The sequence below is a fragment of the Mesorhizobium sp. M0598 genome, from assembly GCF_040320865.1.
Classification (GTDB): Bacteria; Pseudomonadota; Alphaproteobacteria; order Rhizobiales; family Rhizobiaceae; genus Mesorhizobium.
On sequence record NZ_JAMYQL010000008.1, the window covers coordinates 109,561 to 131,292 of the forward strand.

The following is a 21,732-nucleotide window of genomic DNA, read 5'->3' on the forward strand; positions in this document are numbered from 1 at the left end:
GGCCGCGACGACGCCGCTTCCTCGCACCTTTATGTTCGTCGCGCGGCGGCCGGAGCTCACGCGGCGATCTCGCCGAAATACTCGCGAAATTCGACCAGCCTCCCTGTCGGGCCGGCCCGGATGAGGATCGCATGCAGGCCAGTGTAGGGCGCGCCACCGATTGTCCCGCTCCCGCGGTCGCAGACGATGACCCAGTCGGCGGCGAAGAGCTTGAGATCGACGGTCGATTTCGTGATCCTGTTTCCCTGCGCCTGATGCGCGGCGGTCCAGGCTGCGAGTGCCCGCTTGCCTTCCGGTGGTCCGTGTCGGCCTCGTTGCTCGCCGACAGGGAATTGGAAGGTCATCGTCTCATCGCAACAATCAAGGAATGCCGTCCAGTCGCCAGAGGCCCAGCCGGCAAAGAAGGCGTCGACGGCGGCCTCGAGCCCGTGACGAGCTCCCGGGTCGGATGTGGCGCCCCAAGCTGCTGCGGCAGAAACAAAAAGGCCGCCACCCGCGGCGGCAACGGCGCGTCGCGTGAGTTTCATATCGATCTCCTGCTCGTCGCCTGCATCTGGGAACCGCTGTTCGGGGTCGTCGTGTCTGTCATCGTGTCACCTCACGCACTCTCGACGGCAGCAGCGAGCGTGTGCCGCATCGTCCGTTTCGCCAGCGGGATCTTGAAATCATTGGCGCCATGCCCGACAGCTCCGGCGAGCGCGGCTTCGGCCGCGTCGATAAAGGCACCGTCGGACGCCGACGCTCCTGCGAGCGTGCGCTCCGCCTCCGTCGCGCGCCAGGGCTTGGCTGCCACGCCGCCCATGGCGATCCGAGCACTTCGAATACGGTCGCCGCCTTTCTCGACGATTGCTGCCACGGACACCAGCGCGAAGGCGTAGGAAGCACGGTCGCGCACCTTGCGGTAAAGCTGCCGGCCGGGTGGCGGCGGCGGCAGGACAACCGCGACGACCATTTCGCCGTGGCCGAGCACGGTCTCCACCTGGGGCATCGTCTCGGGCAATCGATGGACATCGCCGATCGGGGTCGTACGGGTCTCGCCGCCGGGCGAGACGGTCTCGATCCTGGCGTCGAGCCCGGACATGGCGACCGCCATGTCAGAAGGATGGACCGCGATGCAGGCTTCGCTCGCGCCGAGTACGGCGTGCATGCGGTTGAAGCCCTGAAGTGCCGCGCAGCCCGAACCCGGCTGGCGCTTGTTGCAGGGCATGTTGCGGTCGTAGAAATAGGGGCAGCGCGTGCGCTGCAGGAGATTGCCGCTGGTCGAGGCCTTGTTGCGTATCTGGCCGGACGCTCCCGCCAGCAGCGCTTGCGTGAGCATCGGGTAGCGCGACCTTACCCGCGGGTCGGCGGCGAGATTGCTATTGCGGACCTGGGCGCCGACCCGAAGCCCGCCTTCCGCCGTCTCCTCGATCCGATCAAGCGGCAGCCGGCTGATGTCGACGAGATGCGCTGGGCGCTCGATCTCGAGCTTCATCAGGTCGAGCAGGTTGGTACCGCCGCTGATGAACTTGGCGTCCGGCCGGGCCGCAACCGCGGCCGCCGCCTGCTCAGCACTCGTCGCACGTTCATAAGTGAAGGACTGCATTGCTCATGCCTCCTCTGCCGCGTCGCGGATTGCAGCGACAATGTTCGGATAGGCGGCGCAACGGCAGATGTTGCCGCTCATCCGCTCGCGGATCTCGGCATCGGTGAGAGCGACGGAAGCCGCTGCCACGTCGGCGCTCGCATGGCTTGGCCAGCCGGCCCGCGCCTCGCCCAGCATGCCAACCGCCGAGCAGATCTGGCCTGGCGTACAGTAGCCGCACTGGAAACCGTCGCGGGCGACGAAGGCGGCCTGGACCGGATGCAGCCGGTCACCCTCGGCAAGGCCCTCGACCGTGGTGATCTCGTCGCCTTGATGCATTGCGGCAAGCGTCAGGCAGGAATTGATCCGGCGCCCATCGACGAGCACCGTGCATGCGCCGCACTGGCCGTGGTCGCAGCCCTTCTTCGAGCCGGTGAGGCCGAGATGGTTGCGCAGGGCGTCGAGCAGCGTCGTCCGCGGGTCGAGCTCGATGGCAAGATCCTTCGCGTTGATCCGTAACGACATCGTCATCGTCGGTAGTGGTGAGGACGACGCAGCCGCCGTGACGATCTCGGCCGGCTCGGCGTCAACCGGTAGTCCGGTAGCCAGGAGCACCCCGGTCGCAACACCGCCTTCCAATACCATTCGACGCGTCGGTCCGCTCCTGTTGTCCGTTTTGGCCATGCATGATCTCCCAGTCGCAATGAAGCGCAGACGGCAACTTGACCCGAGCGAACCCTCGGGTTCTGTCACCCAACGACACTGGAGGTGGGAGTGCGGGCGGCGGCTTTCTTTCAAGAAACCGGCGGCACTATCAGGATTCTGGAGAAGAATTCACCCGATAGGCACGAGGCGTCATGCCCCTCAGACGTCGGAAGGTCGTGGTGAAGTGGCTCTGGCTTGAGAAGCCGAGCCGAAAGGCAATGACACCGATCGACAAACCCGTTTCGCGCAGCAGCGCCTCCGCTCGCCGCACCCGTTCCTCGATCACATAGGCGTAGGGTGCAAGGCCGGTCGTCGCCTTGAAGCGACGCGCAAAACTGTCGACGGCCATGCCCGCGGCGGCTGCCAGCTCGCTTAGCGAAATGTCGGAATTCATATGCGCATCGATGTAATCCCGAACGCGACCAAGTGCCCGGCGGCTGAGACAGCCGTGACGTACAAACCGCGGTTGCTCCCGGCTCAGGTTGGCCACGCGGAGACTGACGAGGGCGACCAGATGCTCGACATAGGCAGTGTCTGGCTTGTGGCCGAGTGCCATCTCGTCACGAAGCGAACTCAAGAGCGTGGCGACGACCGCGTCTTTCTTGTTTACCAGTATAGGCAGGTTCCTCAGGCGTTCGCATCCGGGAAGCCCGATATCGGGATCGATCCACAGGGCTGAATAGGAGAGGTTTACATCGCGATAGAAGCCCTGTCGTTCCGCGCCTGCCGGGACGAAGGTGAGGGCTCCGGGACGGTCCATTCCGTCGTAAAGGGATCGTGCCTCGTGCCGGATGGATGTATGGGACGTGCCGCCTTCTTCGGTCAGCACGATCAGATGATGAGGGGCTGTCCAGCGGAGCTCCGCCTCCCGGCACGCCCACCGCCGGTTGTCGAAGACGATCGAGGAGCTGACCCATGACGCGGTTTGCAGGGGCTCCGACTTCTCGTCCTGGCTCCGAACCCGTCCGTCACCAAGCAACGGTCTGAATGACATCGCGGTATCCCGCTGGTTCACTCGCCGAGCCGTGGGCAACCCCGGCTTCGAGCGTTGGGCGCCGCCCCGCCGCTACGCATACGGCCGTCCATGTGGGACAGGCAACGGGCGTTTTTAACCGTGCCGCGTTCAAGAAATCGTGAGATCAGGCAAATCCGGAGCGCCCTCTCGGCAAAGCGGATCATCCGCGCTCGGGAAACATCGCCCTCAGGCCTTCGCGCGAGGCCGTAGCGACACCGCGTTCGGTGATCAAGCCGGTGACCAGCCGCGCCGGCGTCACGTCGAAGGCCGGATTGGCCGCCGGCGTGGCTTCCGGCGATACGCGGACCTGGGCGATCTCGCCGGAAGCGGTCTTGCCCCAGACCAGTGAGACCTCGTCGGGCGAGCGCTGTTCGATCGGGATGTCGGCCAGCCCGTCGCCCACAGTCCAGTCGATCGTCGGCGACGGCAGCGCGACATAGAACGGCACGTCGTTGTCGTCGGCGGCAAGCGCCTTGAGATAGGTACCGATCTTATTGCAGACATCGCCGTCGGCGGTGGTCCTGTCGGTGCCGACGACGACCATATCGATCTGACCGCGCTGCATCAGATGGCCGCCGGCATTGTCGACGATCAGCGTATGCGGCACGCCGTGGCCGGCCATCTCCCAGGCGGTCAATTGGGCACCCTGGTTGCGGGGTCGTGTTTCGTCGACATAGACATGGACTGGAATGCCGGCTTCCGTCGCCAGATAGATCGGCGCGGTGGCGGTGCCGTAGTCGACCGTGGCCAGCCAGCCGGCGTTGCAGTGGGTCAGAATATTGACCGGTTCGCCCGGCTGCTTGCGCGCCGCGATCGCCTTGATGATTTCGAGCCCATGGGCGCCGATGGCGCGGTTGAGGCCGACATCCTCGTCGGCGATCTCGCCGGCACGCCGATAGGCAGCCGCGGCACGTTCTGCCAGGGGAAGCGTCAGCAGGAAGCGCTGCATTTCGTTCAGCGCCCAGCGCAAATTGATCGCCGTCGGGCGCGTTTCGTGCAAGGTTGCCCAGACGGCGTCGAGTGCTGCATCCGACGGATCGTCGGCCATCTGCATGGCGACGCCATAGGCCGCGGTGACGCCGATCAGCGGCGCCCCGCGCACCCACATGTCGCGGATTGCCGTGGCGATGCCGGCGACGGTATCGATCTTTTCGATGCGGAAATCATGCGGCAGCCAGCGCTGGTCGATGATCTCCACCGAACGCCCGTCGTCACTCGGCCAGATGGTGCGGTAGTGGCGGTCGCCGACGTTCAAATCCTGCTCTCCCGTTCGATCAGCGCGGCCAACCGGTTGACCTCGTCGATGCTGTGGATCTGGCGCCGGTTGACGGCGAGGTGACGGCCGAATTTCAGCGCCTTTGCCTCACATCTGGCGCGCAGATCCGGATCGGCAATAGTCTCGAAATCGGCATTGTGGGCAAGTCCGAGAATTCGCCGGTGAACCTCGACGCCGGCAAAGCCAAGCAGATCGGTCCAGATCGAATGCAGCATGTGGTCTAGCGCCTGCTCGGCGCCAAGCCTGTCGCCCTGATCTTCGAATAGGCTCTTCTGGTAGAGCATGCCGGTACGCTCGGTTCGCCACAGATGCGAGAACTCGGCGCGAAACACCGACCATGTCTCGACCGTAACGCCGAGCAGATAGTCACGCATGGCGTCGCGGCTTCCGTCCTGTTCATGGCCGCGCTGCGAGAAGAACGCCATCCAGAAATTGGCGAGCAGCATGCCGACGTCGAAGGCGATCGGCCCGTAGAAAGCGAATTCGGGGTCGATCATCCGCGTTTCGGTGTCGGTGACCATGATCGAGCCGGAATGCAGGTCGCCATGCAGCAGCGTCTCGGCATTGGCAGCGAAGATGTGCTTCATGCGCTGCGCCTCGACCTTGAGGTCGCGGTCGGCGCGCAGCTCGGCGACAATGCCATCGAGCTGCGGGCTGGTGTGCCGGTTCATCTTGGCATCGAAATACGGATCCGAGAAAACCAGGTTCTCGGTGATGTCGCAGAGTTCGACATTGTCGGCGAACAGTGCCAGATCGGCCTTGCGGTCCTTGGTCGCCATATGCAGGTCGGAGCCGCGAAACAACGTGTGGGCCATGAACAAGCCGATGTCTGTCGCGATATTGGGCAATTGCCGGCCTTCGATCAGCGCCCGCCGCAGGATAATGTGCGGCGACAGATACTCCATGATGATCAGCGCCTGGCCTTCGTCGAAGTGATAGATATCGGGCACCGAACCCGGCGCCCGCGCCTGTTGCCGCGTCAGCGCATGGTATTCGAAGAAGGAGCGTTTTAGCGGCAGCGGCCAGCTGTCGCCGACCAGCCGGACGTAGGGCAGGGCCTGCTTGACGACGGCCGCACCCTCAGCACCCTCGACGATGAACACCAGGTTCAGATTGCCGTCGCCGACTTCACGAACCTTCCACTGGCTCGTATCCTTGCCGATCTGCGAACACAGGGGCTCGTTGGCACCGAGACGGCCCGCCAGTGTCTCGACCGACAGTGCTTCGAACGGCGATTTCCCAGTCATCCTCACCTCCCGCTCATGTGCTCCGATGATAGCGGAGCCAACGCGGTCGGGCCAAGCTAGGAAGCCTGCTGGCAATTGTCAATCGTGTTGACAATTGCCGATATAGCCCATAGCGTCATGGTCAGGGAGGAACGAATGGGCAATGATGCCGTGTTCCGCGTCGACGGCCTGAGGAAATCCTTTGGCCATATCGAGGTGCTTGGCGGCGTCTCGCTCGAATTGCATGCCGGCGAAGTGACCGTGCTGATGGGCGCCAACGGCGCCGGCAAATCCACCCTCGTCAAGATCATCAGTGGCGTCTACGACCATGGCGGCGGCTCGATGTCGCTTGCCGGTCATGAGTTCGACCCGAAAACGCCGGCGGAGGCGATCCGCGCCGGCGTCGTTACCGTCCACCAGAACATCAATGACGGTGTCGTCGCAGACCTCGACGTCGCCACCAATCTTACCCTCGACAGGTTGAGCGGCAGCGGCGTGCCGACCCTGTTCAATCCAGGCCGGGTGCGTCGCGAGGCAAAGGCGGTGGCCGACCGCATGGGACTGGCCATGGACCTCAAGGCCCGGATCAGCGATCTCTCTCTGGCCGACCGCCAGATGGTGGCGATCGCCCGCGCCATGGCGCACCGGCCGAAAGTGCTGATCCTCGACGAGCCGACTTCCTCGCTGTCCAGCGCCGAGGCCGACCGGCTGTTCGCATTGCTCGACCGGCTTCGCCAGCAAGGCGTGGCCATCCTCTACATTTCGCACCGTATGTCTGACATCAGGCGGCTTGCCGATCGCATCATTTCGATGCGCGATGGGGTCATCTCAGGCATCTTCGACAAGAAGCCGCTGGATTACGAAGGTGCGGTCAACGCCATGCTCGGCCGCAAGATCCAGCTCGAGCGGATCGTCGCCAGGAATTCGGCCAAAGCAATTTTTACCACGGACGGGTTGCGGGTTGCAGAAGGCGCCCGGCCGATTTCGCTGACCCTCGGCGACGGCGAGGTCGTTGCCATCACCGGCCTCGTCGGCGTCGGCAAGACCGCGCTCGCCGAGACGCTGTTCGGCCTGCGCCAGCCGCTGGGCGGGACCATGATGCTGAACGGGAAACCCTATGCGCCGGCATCGACCGGCGAAGCGATTGCCGCCGGTGTGTTTCTCGTCGCCAAGGACCGGGGCGAAAACGGCATCGTCGGCGACTTCAACGTCCAGGAGAATATCAGCCTGCCGTTCCACAGGCGCATGTCGCGTCTCGGCGTCCTCAAGCGCCGTATCGAACGCGCCATTGCTCGCCAGCAGATCCAGGAGTTGGGCATCGTCTGTCGCTCCGAGAGGGACGAGATGGCGTCGCTTTCCGGTGGCAATCAGCAGAAGGTGATGGTCGCCCGCTGGATGTCGCAGGCGGCAAGGCTTTTCATCCTCGACGAGCCGTTTCAAGGTGTGGACATCTCGGCCAGACGCGATATCGCCGCCAAGCTGCGGACCAGCGCCCACGGCCGCGCGACGCTGCTGTTCGTCACCGAACTCGACGAAGCCCTGGAGACGGCCGATCGCATCCTGGTGATGTCGGAGCAGACGATCGTCGGCGAGCACCGCAATACCGATGTCGATCTCGAGCGTCTGCTGGCCGAAGTGGCGGGCGGGCCTTTGCACAGCGCAGCCTGAGAGCGGGAAGACGATGAGAATTGGAATGGAGAGGGCATGAATTCGGGTCGGATAAAGACGGTGCCAGCGTGCGGGAGCGCTGAATGATCCTGCGCGACAATGCTATTCGCTACGGCTTCATCGTTCTGTTGTTCGGGCTGATCGCCTATTTCGCTGTTGCCGCCGATGGTTTCGTCTCGCCGCAAAGCGCCGTCTTCATCTTCCAGTCGGTCGCCATCACCGGTGTTCTGGCGCTCGGCGTCACCGCCACGCTGGTCGTCGGCGGCTTCGACCTGTCGATCGGCTCTGTCGCCACCAGCGCCATGATGGCGGCTGCCTATGTCATGGTGGTGCTGGGGCAGAACGCCGTCGTGGCGGTCGTCGTCTGTCTTGTGATCGGCGCCGTCGTCGGCCTGATCAATGGCTGGCTGATCGTCTATATGCGGGTTCCGGACCTTTTGGCGACGCTCGGCATGATGTTCCTGCTTGTCGGCCTGCAGCGCATACCGACCGAGGGCCGTTCGATCGCCACTGGCATGACCATGCCCGACGGCTCGGTCGCCAACGGCAGTTTCGGCGCCGCGTTCCTGGCGCTTGGCCGCCATCGCTTCGATTTCTTCATCCCGAACCTCATTCCGGTGTCGGTCGTCGTCCTGCTCGTGCTGGCGGTGCTGATCTGGTTCTTTCTCGAATACACGCGTTTCGGGCGCATGATGTATGCGGTCGGCAGCAACGAACGCGCCGCAGAACTCGCCGGCGCGCCTGTCAAGGCATACAAAATCTGGGCCTATGTGATTTCGGGAGTTTTTGCCTCGATCGGCGGCATTTTGCTCGCTGCCCGGCTTGGACGCGGCGACATCGCCTCGGGTAATAATCTGTTGCTCGACGCGGTGGCTGCGGCACTCATCGGTTACGCGGTTCTCGGCGCCGCCAAGCCGAACGCCTTCGGCACGGCTGTCGGCGCGGTGTTTGTCGGCGTGCTGTTGCAGGGCCTGACGATGATGAACGCGCCTTACTACACGCAGGATTTCGTCAAGGGCGTGGTTCTCGTGGTCGCCCTTGTCTTTACCTTCGCCCTTTCCGGCAGGGGCAGGAGATAGGGGTTCGACCGGGTCACATTTTGGGTTCAACAAGTGGAGGAAACGACGTGAACATCACAAGAAGGCTTTTAGGGAAGGCAGCGCTCGGGCTTGCCGGCGCAACATTGCTTATGCAGTTGCCGGCGATGGCGCAGGACAGGCCGGCGCCGTTCGACAAGCCGGGCGCCGTCAAGATAGCGCTGGTCCGCTATCTCTCGACTGGCGACTTCTTCCAGGCGTATCTGTCCGGCGTCGAGGCGCAGGCCAAGGCACTCGGTGTCGACCTGCGCGTGCTCGACAGCCGCCAGGACGCGGCGCTTCAGGCGGACATGGTCGACCAGGCCATCGCGCTCGGCGTCCAGGGCATCATCATCCAGCACGGCCTGACGGAATCGATGAAGGACGCCGCCCAGCGCGCGGTCGACGCCGGCATCAAGGTCGTCGCCTTCGACGTCAATGTCGAAAACCCCAAGATCCCGCAGATCGAACAGTCCGACCGCGACCTCGCGCGCCTGGCGCTCGAACAGGCGGTCAAGGACAATGGCGAGAGCTGGAAGGCCGGCTATGTCTATGTCGCCGGCATCGCGCCGCTCGACCGCCGCAACGAGACCTGGGTCGAATTCAAGAAGAAATATTCGGGCATCAACGAAGCCGCCATGTTCGGCACGCTCGACAATCCGATCGCCAATTCGGTCGCCAACCAGGCCCGTTCGGTGCTATCGGCCCATCCCGACATCAAGGTGATGTTCGCGCCCTATGACGAATTCGCCAAGGGCGTGAAGATCGCAGTCGACGAGGCCGGGCTGAACAAGGACATCAAGATCTATTCGGCCGACATTTCGACCTCGGACATCGCCGCGATGCGCGAGCCGGACAGCGCCTGGGCGGCAACCGCCGCCACCAACCCGGCCGTCGTCGGCCAGGTCTCGGTGCGTGCGCTGGCGCAGCTCTTGGCCGGCGAGGATCCCGGCCACAACGTCATCGTGCCGCCGACGCTGATCACCCAGAAGGATCTGCTCGACAAGGACATCAAGAACATGGAGGACCTCTCGGCCAAGCTGCCGCAATTCGCCCATGCCGATGTCGCGATGCCGACCTGGATGCCGAACCCGAACGCGAAGTAGTCTTTCGCTATAGGCAAAGGAAAAGAGCGGCTCGCGGGCCGCTCTTTTTGTTGGTCCGGTGTTTAGATCTACCGCAGCGCCGCCGCGATGTTGCCGCCATCGACCGTCGTCACATCGGCGGTGGTCCGCTCGGCCAGCGCCTGATGCAGGAAGGCTTGGGCGACGTCTTCTGCCGTCACTTCCTGGCCGAGCAGGTTGCCGGACATGTACTCCTTCTCCGACACGCCGCGTGCGCCCGAGCGGCTGGCGATCATGGCATCGGTCAACAGCCCCGAACGGATGCGGTCGGCGTTGACGGCATTGGAGCGGATGCCATGGGCGCCGTAGTCGAGCGCATATTGCCTGGACAAAAACAACGTTGCCGCCTTGGGAATGCCATAGGCGCCGAACTTCGGCCCCGGATTGACCGCCTGCTTGGAGGTGTTGAACAACAGCACGCCGCCGGTGCCCTGTTCGAGCATGATGCGCACGGCATTCTGCGCCGCCGACTGATGGGCGAAGAAATTGAGTTCGAAGCTTTTGCGCAAGGTGGCGTCGTCGAGCTCGCCGATCCGGCCCTCCCAGGCAGCACCGGCATTGGACACGAGAATGTCGAGGCCGCCGTAGACGTCGGCCGCTTTGTCGAAGGCGGCGCGCATCTGCGCCGGATCGGTGATGTCGGCGCCAATGCCGATCGAACCGTTGCCGGCCCTTTTTGCCGCCTCGGCAGCCCTTGATCCATCGAGATCGACGACGACGGCATGGGCACCGTTGTCGGCGAACAGCTTTGCCGTGGCAGCACCGATCGCGCCGGCGCCGCCGGTGACCAGTACCACCTGGCCGGTCAGCGGCTTCGGCTTGTTGGAGGCGAGCTTGGCCTGTTCCAGCGACCAGTATTCGAGCGGGAACAGGTCGGCTTTGGAGAGCGGGCGGAAGTCACCGACGGCTTCGGCGCCGCGCACCGCCTCGATCCACATTTCGCCGACGTCCGAGGCAATCTTCGCATCCTTCAGCGTGCGACCGTGGCCGAACATGCCGAGGCCGGGCACCAGCGTCAGCCGCGGCATCGGGTCGAGCATGGTGCGCTTCACGTCGTCGAGCGCATCATTGGTTTCGAAATAGGCGCGATAGTCCTTGGCGAATTTCTCGACATGCTGGCGGATGACGGATTTGTAGTCGCCGACCTTGTCCGCGTCGGGCGCCGGCAGTGCCATCGGTCCGGTTTTGATGCGGATCGACAGGTCAGGTGTCGACACGCCGCGCCCGGCATAGTCGGCAATTTTTGCCGAATTGATGAAATCGACGATCGCATCCGAGGTGCGGAAATCGCTGATCATCCGATCGAAGCGGCCTTCGCCGCGTGCCACCGCCACCGCGCCGCGCAGCATCGGCGCAATCTCCGCAGGCTTCGCCAGCCTGGCCGGCAGTGCCACTTTTTCGGTGCGCGGCTTGCCGTTTCCGGCGATGAAATCCTCGGCGACGTTCACATAATGGATCATCCGGTCATAGGCCTGCCTGGCATCGTCGCCGAAGGTGAAGATGCCGTGCTTGTCTAGGATCAGGCCTTCGACCGTCGGATCGGCGTCGAATACATCGGCGGCCGCCTTGGCCAGATCGAAGCCCGGCATGATGTAAGGCACGAAGCCCATCTTTTCGCCGAACACCTTCCGGCTCAGCGCCTCGCTGTCCTCCTGGTCGACGATGGCCAGGATCGCCGTCGAATGCGTGTGGTCGACGAATTTGTGCGGCAGGAAGGCGTGCAGCAGCGTCTCGACCGACGGATTGGGCGAGGACGGATCGATGAGGTTCGCCCGCTGCAGCGCGACCATGTCCTCGTCGGAGAGCTTCTTGAGCGACCGCGCCTTCAACAGCGCGCCGAGCTTGACCGCCGGCAGGCCCTGCGGCTCGATGACGCCCATGTCCCAGCCGCTGCCCTTGACGCAGAGCACGTCCCATTCGTCGCCGACAAGGTCGGTGGCCCTGGTCTTGCACGAGGTGTTGCCGCCGCCATGCAGGACGAGCCGCGGCTCGCCGCCCAGCAGCCTGGTCGTATAGACGCGCAGCGCCAGATCGCGGGCCACACCCTTCTTTGCATAGTCGGCGACCAGCTTCTCCGCCTCGCCGTCATTCCACAGGTTCTTCATGTCAGCTTCGTCCGATTTCTCTCTTGTTGTGAACAGGAATACCGCGACGCCTTGATGACAATGCGTCGGCGGCTGAAACTAGGTATCAGGCGACCTTTTCTGCTGCCGCTCCGGCATAGTCGAGCAGCCGCCGCGCCATGCGCGCGCCGACGACGAGATGGGTGCAGAGCCCGCCGGCGATCGCCGCGACGAGCGGTTCGAACTTGCTCTCTTCCTGCACCACCACAAGGCGCTTTCCGATCTGGCGCAGCGATGACAGCTCTGCCGAAATCAGCCGGCGGTTGTAGCTGCAGTCGAGCGCCTGGCCTCGGGCGTCGATGATCTGCCCGGCAATGACGCCGGCCGCACCCGCCTTGCGCAATACAGCCATTTCGCTTGGCGTCAGCGCGCCGCATTTGACCAGATGGCTGTCGGTGTCCACCGAGCCTACCGAATACAGCGCCAGGCCGCATTCGCCGATGCCCGACAATTGCTCGCGGATCACCGGCTCGGCGCGCAGGCCGCGTGCCAGTTCTTCCGTCGTCAGCACCAGCGGCGCGTAGAAATTCAGCCCCTTGGCATTGAGCCGGCGCGCGATTTCCATCGTGCATTGGTCCGGCCGGTACGAATAGGGGGCTCCCAGATTGCCGCAGAGCTGCACCACGGTGACGTCCTGCAGATCGGCATAGGACATGATGTCGGCGATGGTGTAGACCGTCCGTCCCCAGGCGACGCCGATGCGGTCGCCTTTCCTGATCAGCTCGAGAAAGACGCTTGCCGCCAGCACCGCGATGTCGGTCGAGGGGTCGGCGACATAGCCGTTTTCCGGCGCGATCCAGACCGCGTCGAGCTTCAGCGCGTCTTCCAGCTTGCGCGCCAGCACGTCGTCGGTGAAAAGCTGGGTCGAGGTCGAGATGTTGACGATGCCGGTCTCGCGCGCCTTGCGCAGATACATCGCCACCGAGGCACGGGAAATCTTGAGCTGGCTGGCCACCTGGTCCTGGCGCAGGCCGTGTGCATAGTAAAGCCAGGCGGCCTTGTGGATAAGCTGTTCTGCCGGTCGGATCGCCATGCCATCTCCTCGCTGACATTATTCACGGCTCTCGACAAAAGTCAAATTGGAGGAAGGAATAGATGCGCTTTCGCCGCCGAATCTAGACCATTCTTGTGCCACACGCGGTCTATGATGGCATCGTTGGTGGTGACGGGCCGGAAGCCGGTAGCTAAAGTTCTCGACGAACACATTGCGCGGAGGACGGGATGGGCAATCCCTACGAACAGGACCTCGATCGAAACCCGGCCAACCATCAGCCGCTGACGCCGCTGACCTATTTCGAGCGGGCGGCAAAAACCTTTCCCGACCAGATCGCCATCATCCATGGCCGCCAGCGCACGACCTATCGCGATTTCTGGAAGCGCTCGCTGAGGCTTGCCTCGGCACTGGCGAAGCGCGGTATCGGCAAGGGCGACACCGTCACCGTCATGCTGTCCAACACACCGCCGATGCTGGAGGCGCATTTCGGCGTGCCGATGACCAAGGCGGTGCTGCACTCGCTCAACACCCGCCTCGACGCCGCCGTCATTGCCTTCCAGCTCGATCACGCCGAAACCAAGGTGCTGATCGTCGACCGCGAATTCGCCGGCGTGGTTCGGCAAGCGCTGACGCTGGCCAAGGTCAGGCCGCTGCTGATCGATTACGACGATCCCGACTATGCCGCCGATGCGCCCTATCCCAAGGGCGAGCGGATCGGCACGCTGGACTATGAGGCGTTTGTCGCCGGCGGCGACGAGGATTTCGCCTGGTCGATGCCGGACGACGAATGGGATGCCATTTCGCTCAACTACACCTCCGGCACGACAGGCAATCCGAAGGGCGTCGTCTGCCACCATCGGGGCGCGGCATTGATGGCCTATGCCAACACCATCCATGCCGGCATGGGCAAGCACCCCGTCTATCTGTGGACATTGCCGATGTTCCACTGCAACGGCTGGTGCTTTCCCTGGACGCTTGCCGTGCAGGGCGGCACGCATGTCTGCCTGCGCTGGGTGCGGCCGAAGCCGATCTACGACGCCATCGCCGATCACGGCGTCACCCATCTGTGCGGTGCACCCATCGTCATGTCGGTGCTGATCAACGCCAGGGACGAGGACAAGCGGCAGTTCCCGCAGACCGTCACCTTCAACACCGCCGCGGCGCCGCCGCCCGAGGCGGTGCTGTCGGGCATGGCCGATGCGGGCTTTGCCGTCACCCATCTCTACGGCCTGACCGAAACCTATGGCCCGGCCGTCGTCAACGAATGGCATGGCGAGTGGGACCGGCTGGAGAAAGGGGCGAGGGCGGCGAAGAAGGCCAGGCAAGGCGTACGCTATGCCGCGCTCGAAGGCCTGACGATGATGGACCCGCAGACGATGCAAGAGACGCCGGCCGACGGCGAGACCATCGGCGAGGTGATGTTCCGCGGCAACATCGTCATGAAAGGCTATCTCAAGAACCGCAAGGCGAGCGACGAGGCCTTTGCCGGCGGCTGGTTCCATTCGGGCGACCTCGGCGTCATCCATCCGGACGGCTACATCCAGCTCAAGGACCGTTCCAAGGACATCATCATCTCCGGCGGCGAAAACATCTCCTCGATCGAGGTCGAGGAGGCGCTGTACAAGCATCCCGCCGTCGCTTCTTGCGGCGTTGTCGCCCGATCCGACGACAAATGGGGCGAGGTGCCGGTCGCCTATGTCGAGCTGAAGCCGGGCAAGGCGGCGACCGAGGCGGAGGTAATCGAGCACTGCCGCGCGCTGCTCGCCCGCTTCAAGGTGCCGAAAGCGGTGATCTTCGCGGAAATCCCGAAGACTTCGACGGGCAAGATCCAGAAGTTCCGGCTGCGGGAGATGGCAAAGCAGCCTTAGGGCCTGATCCGAAAACGGAACCGATTTCGGAAAGCATCTTTTCAAGATCCTTCGCAAAAAAACACGGGGCGGCGTTGCAGGCTCGCCCGGCGGAAACCACATGCGTTTCATGGGCCAACTCCGTCCAGGGATGTCACCATCTGTCATCAGCAGCCAAAATCGTGCCTTGACAGGTGATGGTTTTCAATTTACGAGTGACGAAATTCTAAATTCGTCAGTCGTAAATTGGCCAACGAGATGCTTGAAACCCTAGACACCACCGCCGATTCCGCCCGCCAGGAAAATGTCACGCGCATCCTGGATTGCGCGGAGCGATTGTTTCGCCACTACGGCTACGGCAAGACCAACGTCGCCGACATAGCGCGCGAACTCGGCATGTCGACCGCCAACATCTACCGCTTCTTCGCCTCCAAGGTGGAAATCCACCAGGCGGTTTGCGGCCGTATGCTCGAGACCTGCTACCGGTTGACCTACGAAGCCTGCCATGGCCCCGGCACCGCCAGCGAAAAGCTCCGCCGCTACGTGCATACGCACTACCAGTGGACGCTCGAGACCATGATCGACCAGGAGAAGGTGCACGAGATGGTCATCGTCGCCATCGAGCGCGACTGGCACGTCATCGAAAAGCACATCGACAGCATCCATGAACTGGTCGCGGAAGTGATCCGCGAGGGAATCGCTACCGGCGAGTTCGTCGATCAGGATCCGGTGATCGCTTCCCGGTGCTTCGGCGCTGCCATTATCAGCCTCTGTCATCCGCAGATGATGGCCCAGTGCCTCGCCAAGAAGAACCGGGCGACGCCGGACGAGCTTACCGAGTTTGCCATCAGAGCCTTGAAGAAATGACCGTTGCCGCCCGTCGGGCGGCGATACCGGCAATTCATCCCCACAGTTCGGGAGTACGAAAAGTGTCTTTGTCCAAGTCCATCACCTACAGGCGACCGGCCGCCGGCCTAGCATTGATTATGGTTGTCGCTCTCGGCCTCGCCGGCTGCTCGCAGGAGAAAGCCGAGGTCACCGAGATCATCCGCCCGGTCAAGGTGGTCGAGATCGCTAAGGCGAGCGATACCCGTCAGCTTTCCTATTCCGGATCGGTGCGTGCCCGCACCGAGATGAATCTCGGTTTTCGCATCAACGGCAAGATCACCGAGCGCCTTGTCGACATCGGTGACCGCGTCAAGCCGGGCGACGTTCTCGCCCGCATCGATCCCACCGACTACGAGCTTTCGGTGAGAAGCGCTCAGGCCAGCCTCGATGCTGCCGACCGTCAGGTCGAGACAGTCGAGCTTACGCGCAAGCGGGCCGAACAGCTCTACGCCAAGAATTTCGCGCCGAAGTCGCAGCTCGAGCAGGCGACGCTCGCCTATAATCAGGCTGTCGCCACGCGAGACTCCGCCCGCTCGCAGCTTGCCCAGGCACAGAACCAGGTCCGCTATACCGATCTCAAGGCGGACAAGAACGGCATCGTCACTGCCGTTGCCGCCGATGTCGGCCAGGTGGTCGGCTCCGGCACGCCGGTGGTGACCGTTGCCATCGACGGCGAGAAGGAAGTCCTGATCGCTGTTCCGGAAACCGATATCGCCGAATTCAAGCCGGGCAAGACCGTCAAGGCTGGCTTCTGGTCCGATGAGGCGCTGACGCTCGACGGCAAGGTCCGCGAAGTCGCCGGCAGCGCCGATCCGCAGTCGCGCACCTTTGCCGTTCGCGTCAGCCTGCCCAACGATTCTCGCGTGCTGCTAGGCATGACCGCCTCCATCGAAGCCGCGGCGGACAACCGGCAGCAACTGGTGTCGATCCCGCTGGCCGCGTTGGCGCAAAAGGACAGCCAATCGATCGTCTGGACAGTCGACCGCAACGGCGGGACCGTCCATGCGCATCCGGTCAAGGTCGCCGCCTTCACCCCCGACGGCGTCAGTGTCGCCGATGGGCTGAAGCCGGGTGACGTCGTCGTCGCCGCCGGCACGCAGTTCATGACCGAGAATCTGAAAGTCAAGCTGACCGGTGATGCGGCGCAACAGTCGGCGTCGGCCGATGACGCTGCAAGGCGCTTGCGCTGACGGCCAGGCAATTCACGGTTTCCGGGCGGCAGGCGCCCCCGATTTTCGAGATCTCAGGTCGATGTAACCCCCACGTCGATCCTCGCGTCCCACCGCGATGTAGATCTCTCAACTCGGAAAGCCACGCCGCCCGGAAGCCCACATCGGAAGTTCCTTGGGCATGCGAAAGCGCGTGCTCTGTTGATCAAATTGAAACGGACTGACGCCGATGACCATCGACACCAATGAAAAGCGGTCTTTCAATCTTTCGCGCTGGGCAATCGGCCATCCGAGCATTGCCCGCTTCCTGTTCGGGCTGATCATCGTGGCCGGTGCGCTCGGCCTGATGCGCATGGGCCAAAAGGAAGACCCCGATTTCACCTTCCGCGTCATGGTCGTCCAGGCGATCTGGCCAGGCTCCTCGATCAAGGAGATGGAGGACCAGGTCGTCAACAAGATCGAGCGCAAGCTGCAGGAAACGCCGCACCTCGATTTCGTCCGCTCCTACACCCGCGCCGGCAGCGCCATCATCACCTTGCAGGTCAAGGGCGACACCAATCCGGCGCAGGTCGCCGATGCTTTCTATCAGGTGCGCAAGAAGGTCGGCGATATCGCCAATGAGCTGCCGCAGGGGCTGCTTGGGCCTTACTTCAATGACGAATTCGGTGACACGTTCATCACCCTGCATTCGATCAGCGGCGACGGCTACAGCTATCCCGAGCTGAAGAAATTCGCCATCCAGGCGCGTGACATGCTGCTGACGACGCCCGGTGTCGAGAAGGCCGTGATCATCGGCGACCAGCCGGAAAAACTCTACATCGACGTTTCATCCAAGGCGCTTGCCGAACGTGGCCTGACGTTGACCGACCTGCAGAATGCGATCCGAGGCCAGAACAATGTCGACCCGGCAGGTTCGGTCGACACCGGCCAGCGTTCGGTGCGCATTTCGGTCGAGGGCGATGTCACCAGGGCGGCCGACATCCGCGAGCTTCGCCTGCGCGCCGGCAACCAGGTGACGCGCCTCGGCGACATCGCCACCGTGACCTCGGGCCTCGAGGATCCGTACCAGCGCAAGTACCGTTTCAACGGACACGACAGCGTCCAGCTCGGCGTCGTCATGGCCAAGGGCTTCAACGTCACCGACGTCGGCAAGGACGTCGAAGCGACCTACAAGCGCTTCGAAGAGGCGCTGCCCTATGGCGTTTCGGTCGATCAGATTTCCGACCAGCCGCATGTCGTGAAGGAGGCGGTGAGCGAGTTCATGGAAGCGCTCGGCGAAGCGCTGCTGATCGTGCTTTTTGTATCGTTCCTGTCGATCGGCTGGCGCTCGGGCCTGGTGATCGCGATCGTCATTCCGCTGGTCCTGGCCGCCACCTTCGCCATCATGTACGAGCTCGGCATCGACCTGCAGCGCATTTCGCTCGGCGCGCTGATCATCGCTCTTGGGCTCTTGGTCGACGACGCGATGATCGTCGTCGAAATGATGGAGCGAAAACTAGAGGAAGGCTTGGTCAAGGTCGAGGCGGCGAGCTTCGCCTACTCCTCGACCGCTTTCCCGATGCTGACCGGCACGCTGATCACGACGGCCGGCTTCATTCCCGTCGGGTTCGCTGCCTCGACCGCCGGCGAATATGTGCGCACCCTTTTTTACGTCGTCGGCATCGCGCTGATCGTGTCCTGGTTCGCGGCGGTCTATTTCACGCCATGGCTCGGCCACATGATCCTGAAGCAGCGCAAGCACGCCGGCAACCATCACGATGTCTTCGACACGCGCTTCTACCGCCGTCTTCGCTCGACCGTTGCATGGGCGGTGCGCCACCGCATCATCGTCCTGGTGATGACGCTGATGACGTTTGCCACCAGCCTGTGGGCGTTCCAGTTCATCCCGCAGAATTTCTTCCCGCAATCGTCGCGCCCGGAAATCCTTGTCGACCTCTGGTTGCCGGAAGGCACCAGCATCAAGGAAGTCGAGACCCAGGCCAAGGCGCTCGAAGCCAGGATGATGGACGACAAGGACAAGCGCTTCATCGCCACCTATATCGGCGAAGGCGCGCCGCGCTTCTTCCTGCCGCTCGACCAGCAGCTTCGCAACCCGAACTTCGCCCAGCTTCTGGTGATGGCCAATGACGAACCAGCCCGCGAGCGGCTGATCGTCAAGCTGCGCACCATCCTGGCCGAGGATTTCCCATCGATCCGCGCCAAGGTCGATCGCCTGTTCCTTGGTCCGCCGACCGGCTGGCCGGTGCAGATGCGCGTCATGGGTCCGGATCGCCAGGAGGTGCGCCGCATCGCCGACGAGGTGAAGGCGAAGTTCCAGGCAAATCCGCTGCTCGGCGCCATCCACGACGACTGGCTGGAGCCGGTGCCGGCGATGAAGCTGGTGATCGACCAGGATCGCGCCCGTGCGCTCGGCGTCACCTCGCAGCGCATCCGCCAGATACTGCAGGCGACCATGTCGGGAGCGCCGCTCGATGACTTCCGCGACGGCGAGGAGACGGTTTCGATCGTCGCCCGTGAGCCGGAGGCAAGCCGTCACCTGCTGTCGGCGGTCGACTCCGTCTACATCCCGACCGATTTCGGTGGCTCCGTGCCGCTGTCGCAGGTCGCCAAGATCGTCCCGGTGCTGGAGCAAGGCGTCGAATGGCGGCGCGACCGCTTGCCGACCATCAGCGTGCGCGCCACGCTGCCGGACGGCGTGCAGCCGAACGATGTCGCCATGAAAATGTACAGCGAGATGCAGGGCCTGCGCGCCAGCCTCGCACCCGGCTACAAGATCGAGATCCAGGGCGGCGCCGAGGATGCGGCCGAAAGCCAGGCCTCGATTGCGGCGAAAGCGCCGATCATGCTGGCCGTCATCGTCGTGCTGCTGATGATCCAGCTGCAGCATTTCGGCAAGGCCATGCTGGTGCTGGCCACCGGTCCGCTCGGCATCATCGGCGCGGCCGCGGCACTTTTGATCAGCGGCGCGCCGTTCGGCTTCGTCGCCATCCTCGGCGTCATCGCCCTGCTCGGCATCATCATGCGCAACTCGATCATCCTGGTCGACCAGATCGACCAGGACATCGCCGCCGGCGTGGAGCGCTCCGAGGCCATCATCGGCTCGGCGGTGCGCCGGTTCCGGCCGATCGTGCTGACGGCGCTGACGGCGGTGCTGGCGCTGATCCCGATCTCGCGCGGCGTCTTCTGGGGGCCGCTCGCCTACGCCATGATGGGCGGCATTCTCGTCGCCACGGTGCTGACCATCCTTGTCCTGCCGGCAGCCTATGCGCTGTTCTTCGGCAGGGAGCCCAAGAAGGTGGTGGCAACGGAAGAGGCGGCCAAGGTGGCAGAAGAAAGCGAAAGGCCGCAACTGGCCCTGGCGGCCGAATAGAGCTGTTGGCAAATGTGACCTCCGGCGGTTTAATCCGCCCACCAGGCGTAGGCGCCGGAGGAGGACCGTCATGACCATGGCTCAGACAAAGGCACCGCTGCGGCTGCCGATCGACGGGCGCCATCGCCAGATGTTCATCGGCGGCGGCTGGGTCGATGCCCGCTCCGGCCGGACCACGGAGAGCCGCAATCCCGCCACCGGCGCGGTCATCGCCACGGTGCCGCGCGCCGACCGGCAGGACATCGACTCGGCGGTGACTGCTGCGCGCAAGGCGTTCGAGGGCCCGTGGAGCCGGTTCAAGCCTTATGAGCGGCAGGTGCTGCTGCTGAGGATCGCCGACCTCTTCGAAAAGCACTGGGAAGAGATCAGCCGCTCCGACACCACCGACATGGGCATGCCGATCATACGCACCCGCGCCAATCGCAACCGCGTCATCGGCATGCTGCGCTACTATGCCGGCATGGCGACGGCGCTGCACGGCGAGACGATCGACAACTCGCTGCCCGGCGAAATCGTCTCTTTCACCCGCAAGGAGCCGGTCGGCGTCGTCGGCGCCATCATTCCCTGGAACGCGCCAACGGCGGCGTCGATCTGGAAGATCGGGCCGGCGCTGGCGACCGGCTGCACCATCGTGCTGAAGCCGTCGGAAGAGGCGCCGCTGACGCCACTTTTGATCGCCGACATCATGAACGAGGCCGGCGTGCCGGCCGGCGTCGTCAACATCGTCACCGGCACCGGCACCGAGGCAGGTGCCGCACTCGCCGAGCATATGGGCATCGACAAGATCGTCTTCACCGGCTCGACGGCAACCGGCCAGTCGATCGTGCGGGCCTCGGCCGGCAACCTCAAGCGCGTCTCCCTGGAGCTCGGCGGCAAGTCGCCGGTCATCGTCTGCGCCGATGCCGATCTCGACAAGGCGGTGCCGGTGGCGGCGATGTCGGTGTTCGCCAATTCCGGCCAGATCTGCATCGCCGGTTCGCGCCTTTTCGTCGAACGCACCGTCCATGACGAGTTCGTCGAGCGGCTCGCGGCATACGCCAAGGGTCTCAGGGTCGGCGACGGCATCGACCCGGCGACCGAGATCGGTCCGCTCGTCTCCGAAAAGCAGCTGCAACGGGTCACCGGTTACCTCGAGGCCGGCACCGCGGAAGGGGCGAAACTCGTCACCGGAGGCACCCGGCTTGTGGAAGGCGCGCTTGCCGCCGGCAATTTCGTCGCGCCGACCGTCTTTGCCGGCGTCTCGGACAACATGAAGATCGCCCGTGAGGAGATATTCGGGCCGGTGATTTCAGCCTTGCCGTTCGATACGCTGGACGAGGCGGTCGAGCGGGCCAACAACACGCCTTACGGCCTGGCTGCAGGGGTCTTCACCCAAAATCTCGCCACCGCCCACCAGCTGTCGCGCAAGATCCGCGCCGGCTCGGTCTGGGTCAATACCTATCACGCCATCGATCCGGCCGTGCCCTTCGGCGGCTACAAGATGAGCGGCTACGGCCGCGAGGGCGGCGCCGAGCACCTCGCTGAGTATCTCAACACCAAGGGCGTGTTCATCAAGATCGATTGATCGGTCCGCCGCCCGCACAAAAAATGCTCCCCGACGCCGGTTTTGCAAAACAGAATTCCTTCCCATGGCCGCAAAGCCATCCCATGCTCGAGCAATTGGAGCGTTACGCTCGTCGTCATCGGT

Annotated in this window: 16 protein-coding genes; 8 read left to right on the forward strand and 8 right to left on the reverse strand. The window is 63.8% G+C overall.

All coding sequences use genetic code 11. From position 1 onward, the window contains the following. Nucleotides 1-56: 56 nt before the first annotated feature. From NKI59_RS13225 to mtnK, 6 genes are all read right to left on the reverse strand, one after another. On the reverse strand, nucleotides 57-527 hold the full coding sequence (locus NKI59_RS13225; protein WP_023676010.1) for a nuclear transport factor 2 family protein: 471 nt from the start codon (nucleotides 525-527) through the stop codon (nucleotides 57-59). Between the two features lie 71 nt (nucleotides 528-598). Next, a complete protein-coding gene (locus tag NKI59_RS13230) occupies nucleotides 599-1,585 on the reverse strand; it encodes an FAD binding domain-containing protein (RefSeq protein ID WP_352704659.1) in 987 nt (328 codons plus the stop codon). A 3-nt stretch (nucleotides 1,586-1,588) separates the two neighbouring features. Continuing rightward, a complete protein-coding gene (locus NKI59_RS13235) occupies nucleotides 1,589-2,248 on the reverse strand; it encodes a 2Fe-2S iron-sulfur cluster-binding protein (protein WP_352704660.1) in 660 nt (219 codons plus the stop codon). Between the two features lie 130 nt (nucleotides 2,249-2,378). After that, nucleotides 2,379-3,263 carry a helix-turn-helix domain-containing protein gene (locus NKI59_RS13240; RefSeq protein WP_031211585.1) on the reverse strand — a complete coding sequence of 295 codons (885 nt, stop codon included), beginning with the start codon at nucleotides 3,261-3,263 and terminating at the stop codon, nucleotides 2,379-2,381. Nucleotides 3,264-3,444: 181 nt separating this feature from the next. Then, on the reverse strand, nucleotides 3,445-4,539 hold the full coding sequence (mtnA, locus tag NKI59_RS13245; protein WP_352455228.1) for an S-methyl-5-thioribose-1-phosphate isomerase: 1,095 nt from the start codon (nucleotides 4,537-4,539) through the stop codon (nucleotides 3,445-3,447). Next, nucleotides 4,536-5,807: an S-methyl-5-thioribose kinase gene (mtnK, locus tag NKI59_RS13250; RefSeq protein ID WP_352590258.1), complete on the reverse strand. Its 1,272-nt coding sequence runs from the start codon at nucleotides 5,805-5,807 to the stop codon at nucleotides 4,536-4,538. Before mtnK ends, mtnA begins: the two co-directional genes overlap by 4 nt. Nucleotides 5,808-5,942: 135 nt before the next feature. Between mtnK and NKI59_RS13255 the strand changes: the two genes are divergently transcribed. The 3 genes from NKI59_RS13255 to NKI59_RS13265 all read left to right on the forward strand — a co-directional run bounded on the left by NKI59_RS13255 (nucleotide 5,943) and on the right by NKI59_RS13265 (nucleotide 9,636). Then, nucleotides 5,943-7,454, forward strand: coding sequence for a sugar ABC transporter ATP-binding protein (locus NKI59_RS13255; RefSeq protein WP_352704662.1), 1,512 nt, complete (start codon nucleotides 5,943-5,945; stop codon nucleotides 7,452-7,454). 83 nt (nucleotides 7,455-7,537) lie between these two features. Next, nucleotides 7,538-8,533, forward strand: a complete 996-nt coding sequence (locus NKI59_RS13260) for an ABC transporter permease (protein WP_023676003.1) — start codon at nucleotides 7,538-7,540, stop codon at nucleotides 8,531-8,533. 47 nt (nucleotides 8,534-8,580) lie between these two features. Continuing rightward, entirely contained in the window at nucleotides 8,581-9,636 is a 1,056-nt protein-coding gene (locus NKI59_RS13265; protein ID WP_352455225.1) for a substrate-binding domain-containing protein, read from the forward strand. Nucleotides 9,637-9,704: 68 nt separating this feature from the next. Here NKI59_RS13265 and NKI59_RS13270 read toward each other — a convergent pair whose 3' ends face one another. Further along, nucleotides 9,705-11,759 carry a bifunctional aldolase/short-chain dehydrogenase gene (locus NKI59_RS13270; protein WP_352704663.1) on the reverse strand — a complete coding sequence of 685 codons (2,055 nt, stop codon included), beginning with the start codon at nucleotides 11,757-11,759 and terminating at the stop codon, nucleotides 9,705-9,707. Between the two features lie 85 nt (nucleotides 11,760-11,844). Beyond that, on the reverse strand, nucleotides 11,845-12,810 hold the full coding sequence (locus NKI59_RS13275) for a sugar-binding transcriptional regulator (protein ID WP_352704665.1): 966 nt from the start codon (nucleotides 12,808-12,810) through the stop codon (nucleotides 11,845-11,847). Between the two features lie 188 nt (nucleotides 12,811-12,998). On the opposite strand from NKI59_RS13275, the gene NKI59_RS13280 reads away from it, so the two are divergent. From NKI59_RS13280 to NKI59_RS13300, 5 genes are all read left to right on the forward strand, one after another. Further along, nucleotides 12,999-14,639 (forward strand): acyl-CoA synthetase, encoded by a 1,641-nt coding sequence (locus NKI59_RS13280; protein ID WP_352704667.1) that lies wholly within the window; start codon nucleotides 12,999-13,001, stop codon nucleotides 14,637-14,639. A gap of 237 nt (nucleotides 14,640-14,876) precedes the next feature. Further along, nucleotides 14,877-15,485 carry a TetR/AcrR family transcriptional regulator gene (locus NKI59_RS13285; protein WP_023675998.1) on the forward strand — a complete coding sequence of 203 codons (609 nt, stop codon included), beginning with the start codon at nucleotides 14,877-14,879 and terminating at the stop codon, nucleotides 15,483-15,485. A 62-nt stretch (nucleotides 15,486-15,547) separates the two neighbouring features. Beyond that, the gene (locus NKI59_RS13290) at nucleotides 15,548-16,696 is read left to right on the forward strand and encodes an efflux RND transporter periplasmic adaptor subunit (RefSeq protein ID WP_023675997.1); all 1,149 of its coding nucleotides are present in this window, start codon (nucleotides 15,548-15,550) and stop codon (nucleotides 16,694-16,696) included. Between the two features lie 208 nt (nucleotides 16,697-16,904). After that, nucleotides 16,905-20,045, forward strand: coding sequence for an efflux RND transporter permease subunit (locus tag NKI59_RS13295; protein WP_023675996.1), 3,141 nt, complete (start codon nucleotides 16,905-16,907; stop codon nucleotides 20,043-20,045). 70 nt (nucleotides 20,046-20,115) lie between these two features. Further along, complete coding sequence (locus NKI59_RS13300) at nucleotides 20,116-21,609, forward strand: aldehyde dehydrogenase family protein (protein ID WP_352704669.1); 1,494 nt, start codon at nucleotides 20,116-20,118, stop codon at nucleotides 21,607-21,609. Nucleotides 21,610-21,732 lie beyond the last annotated feature (123 nt).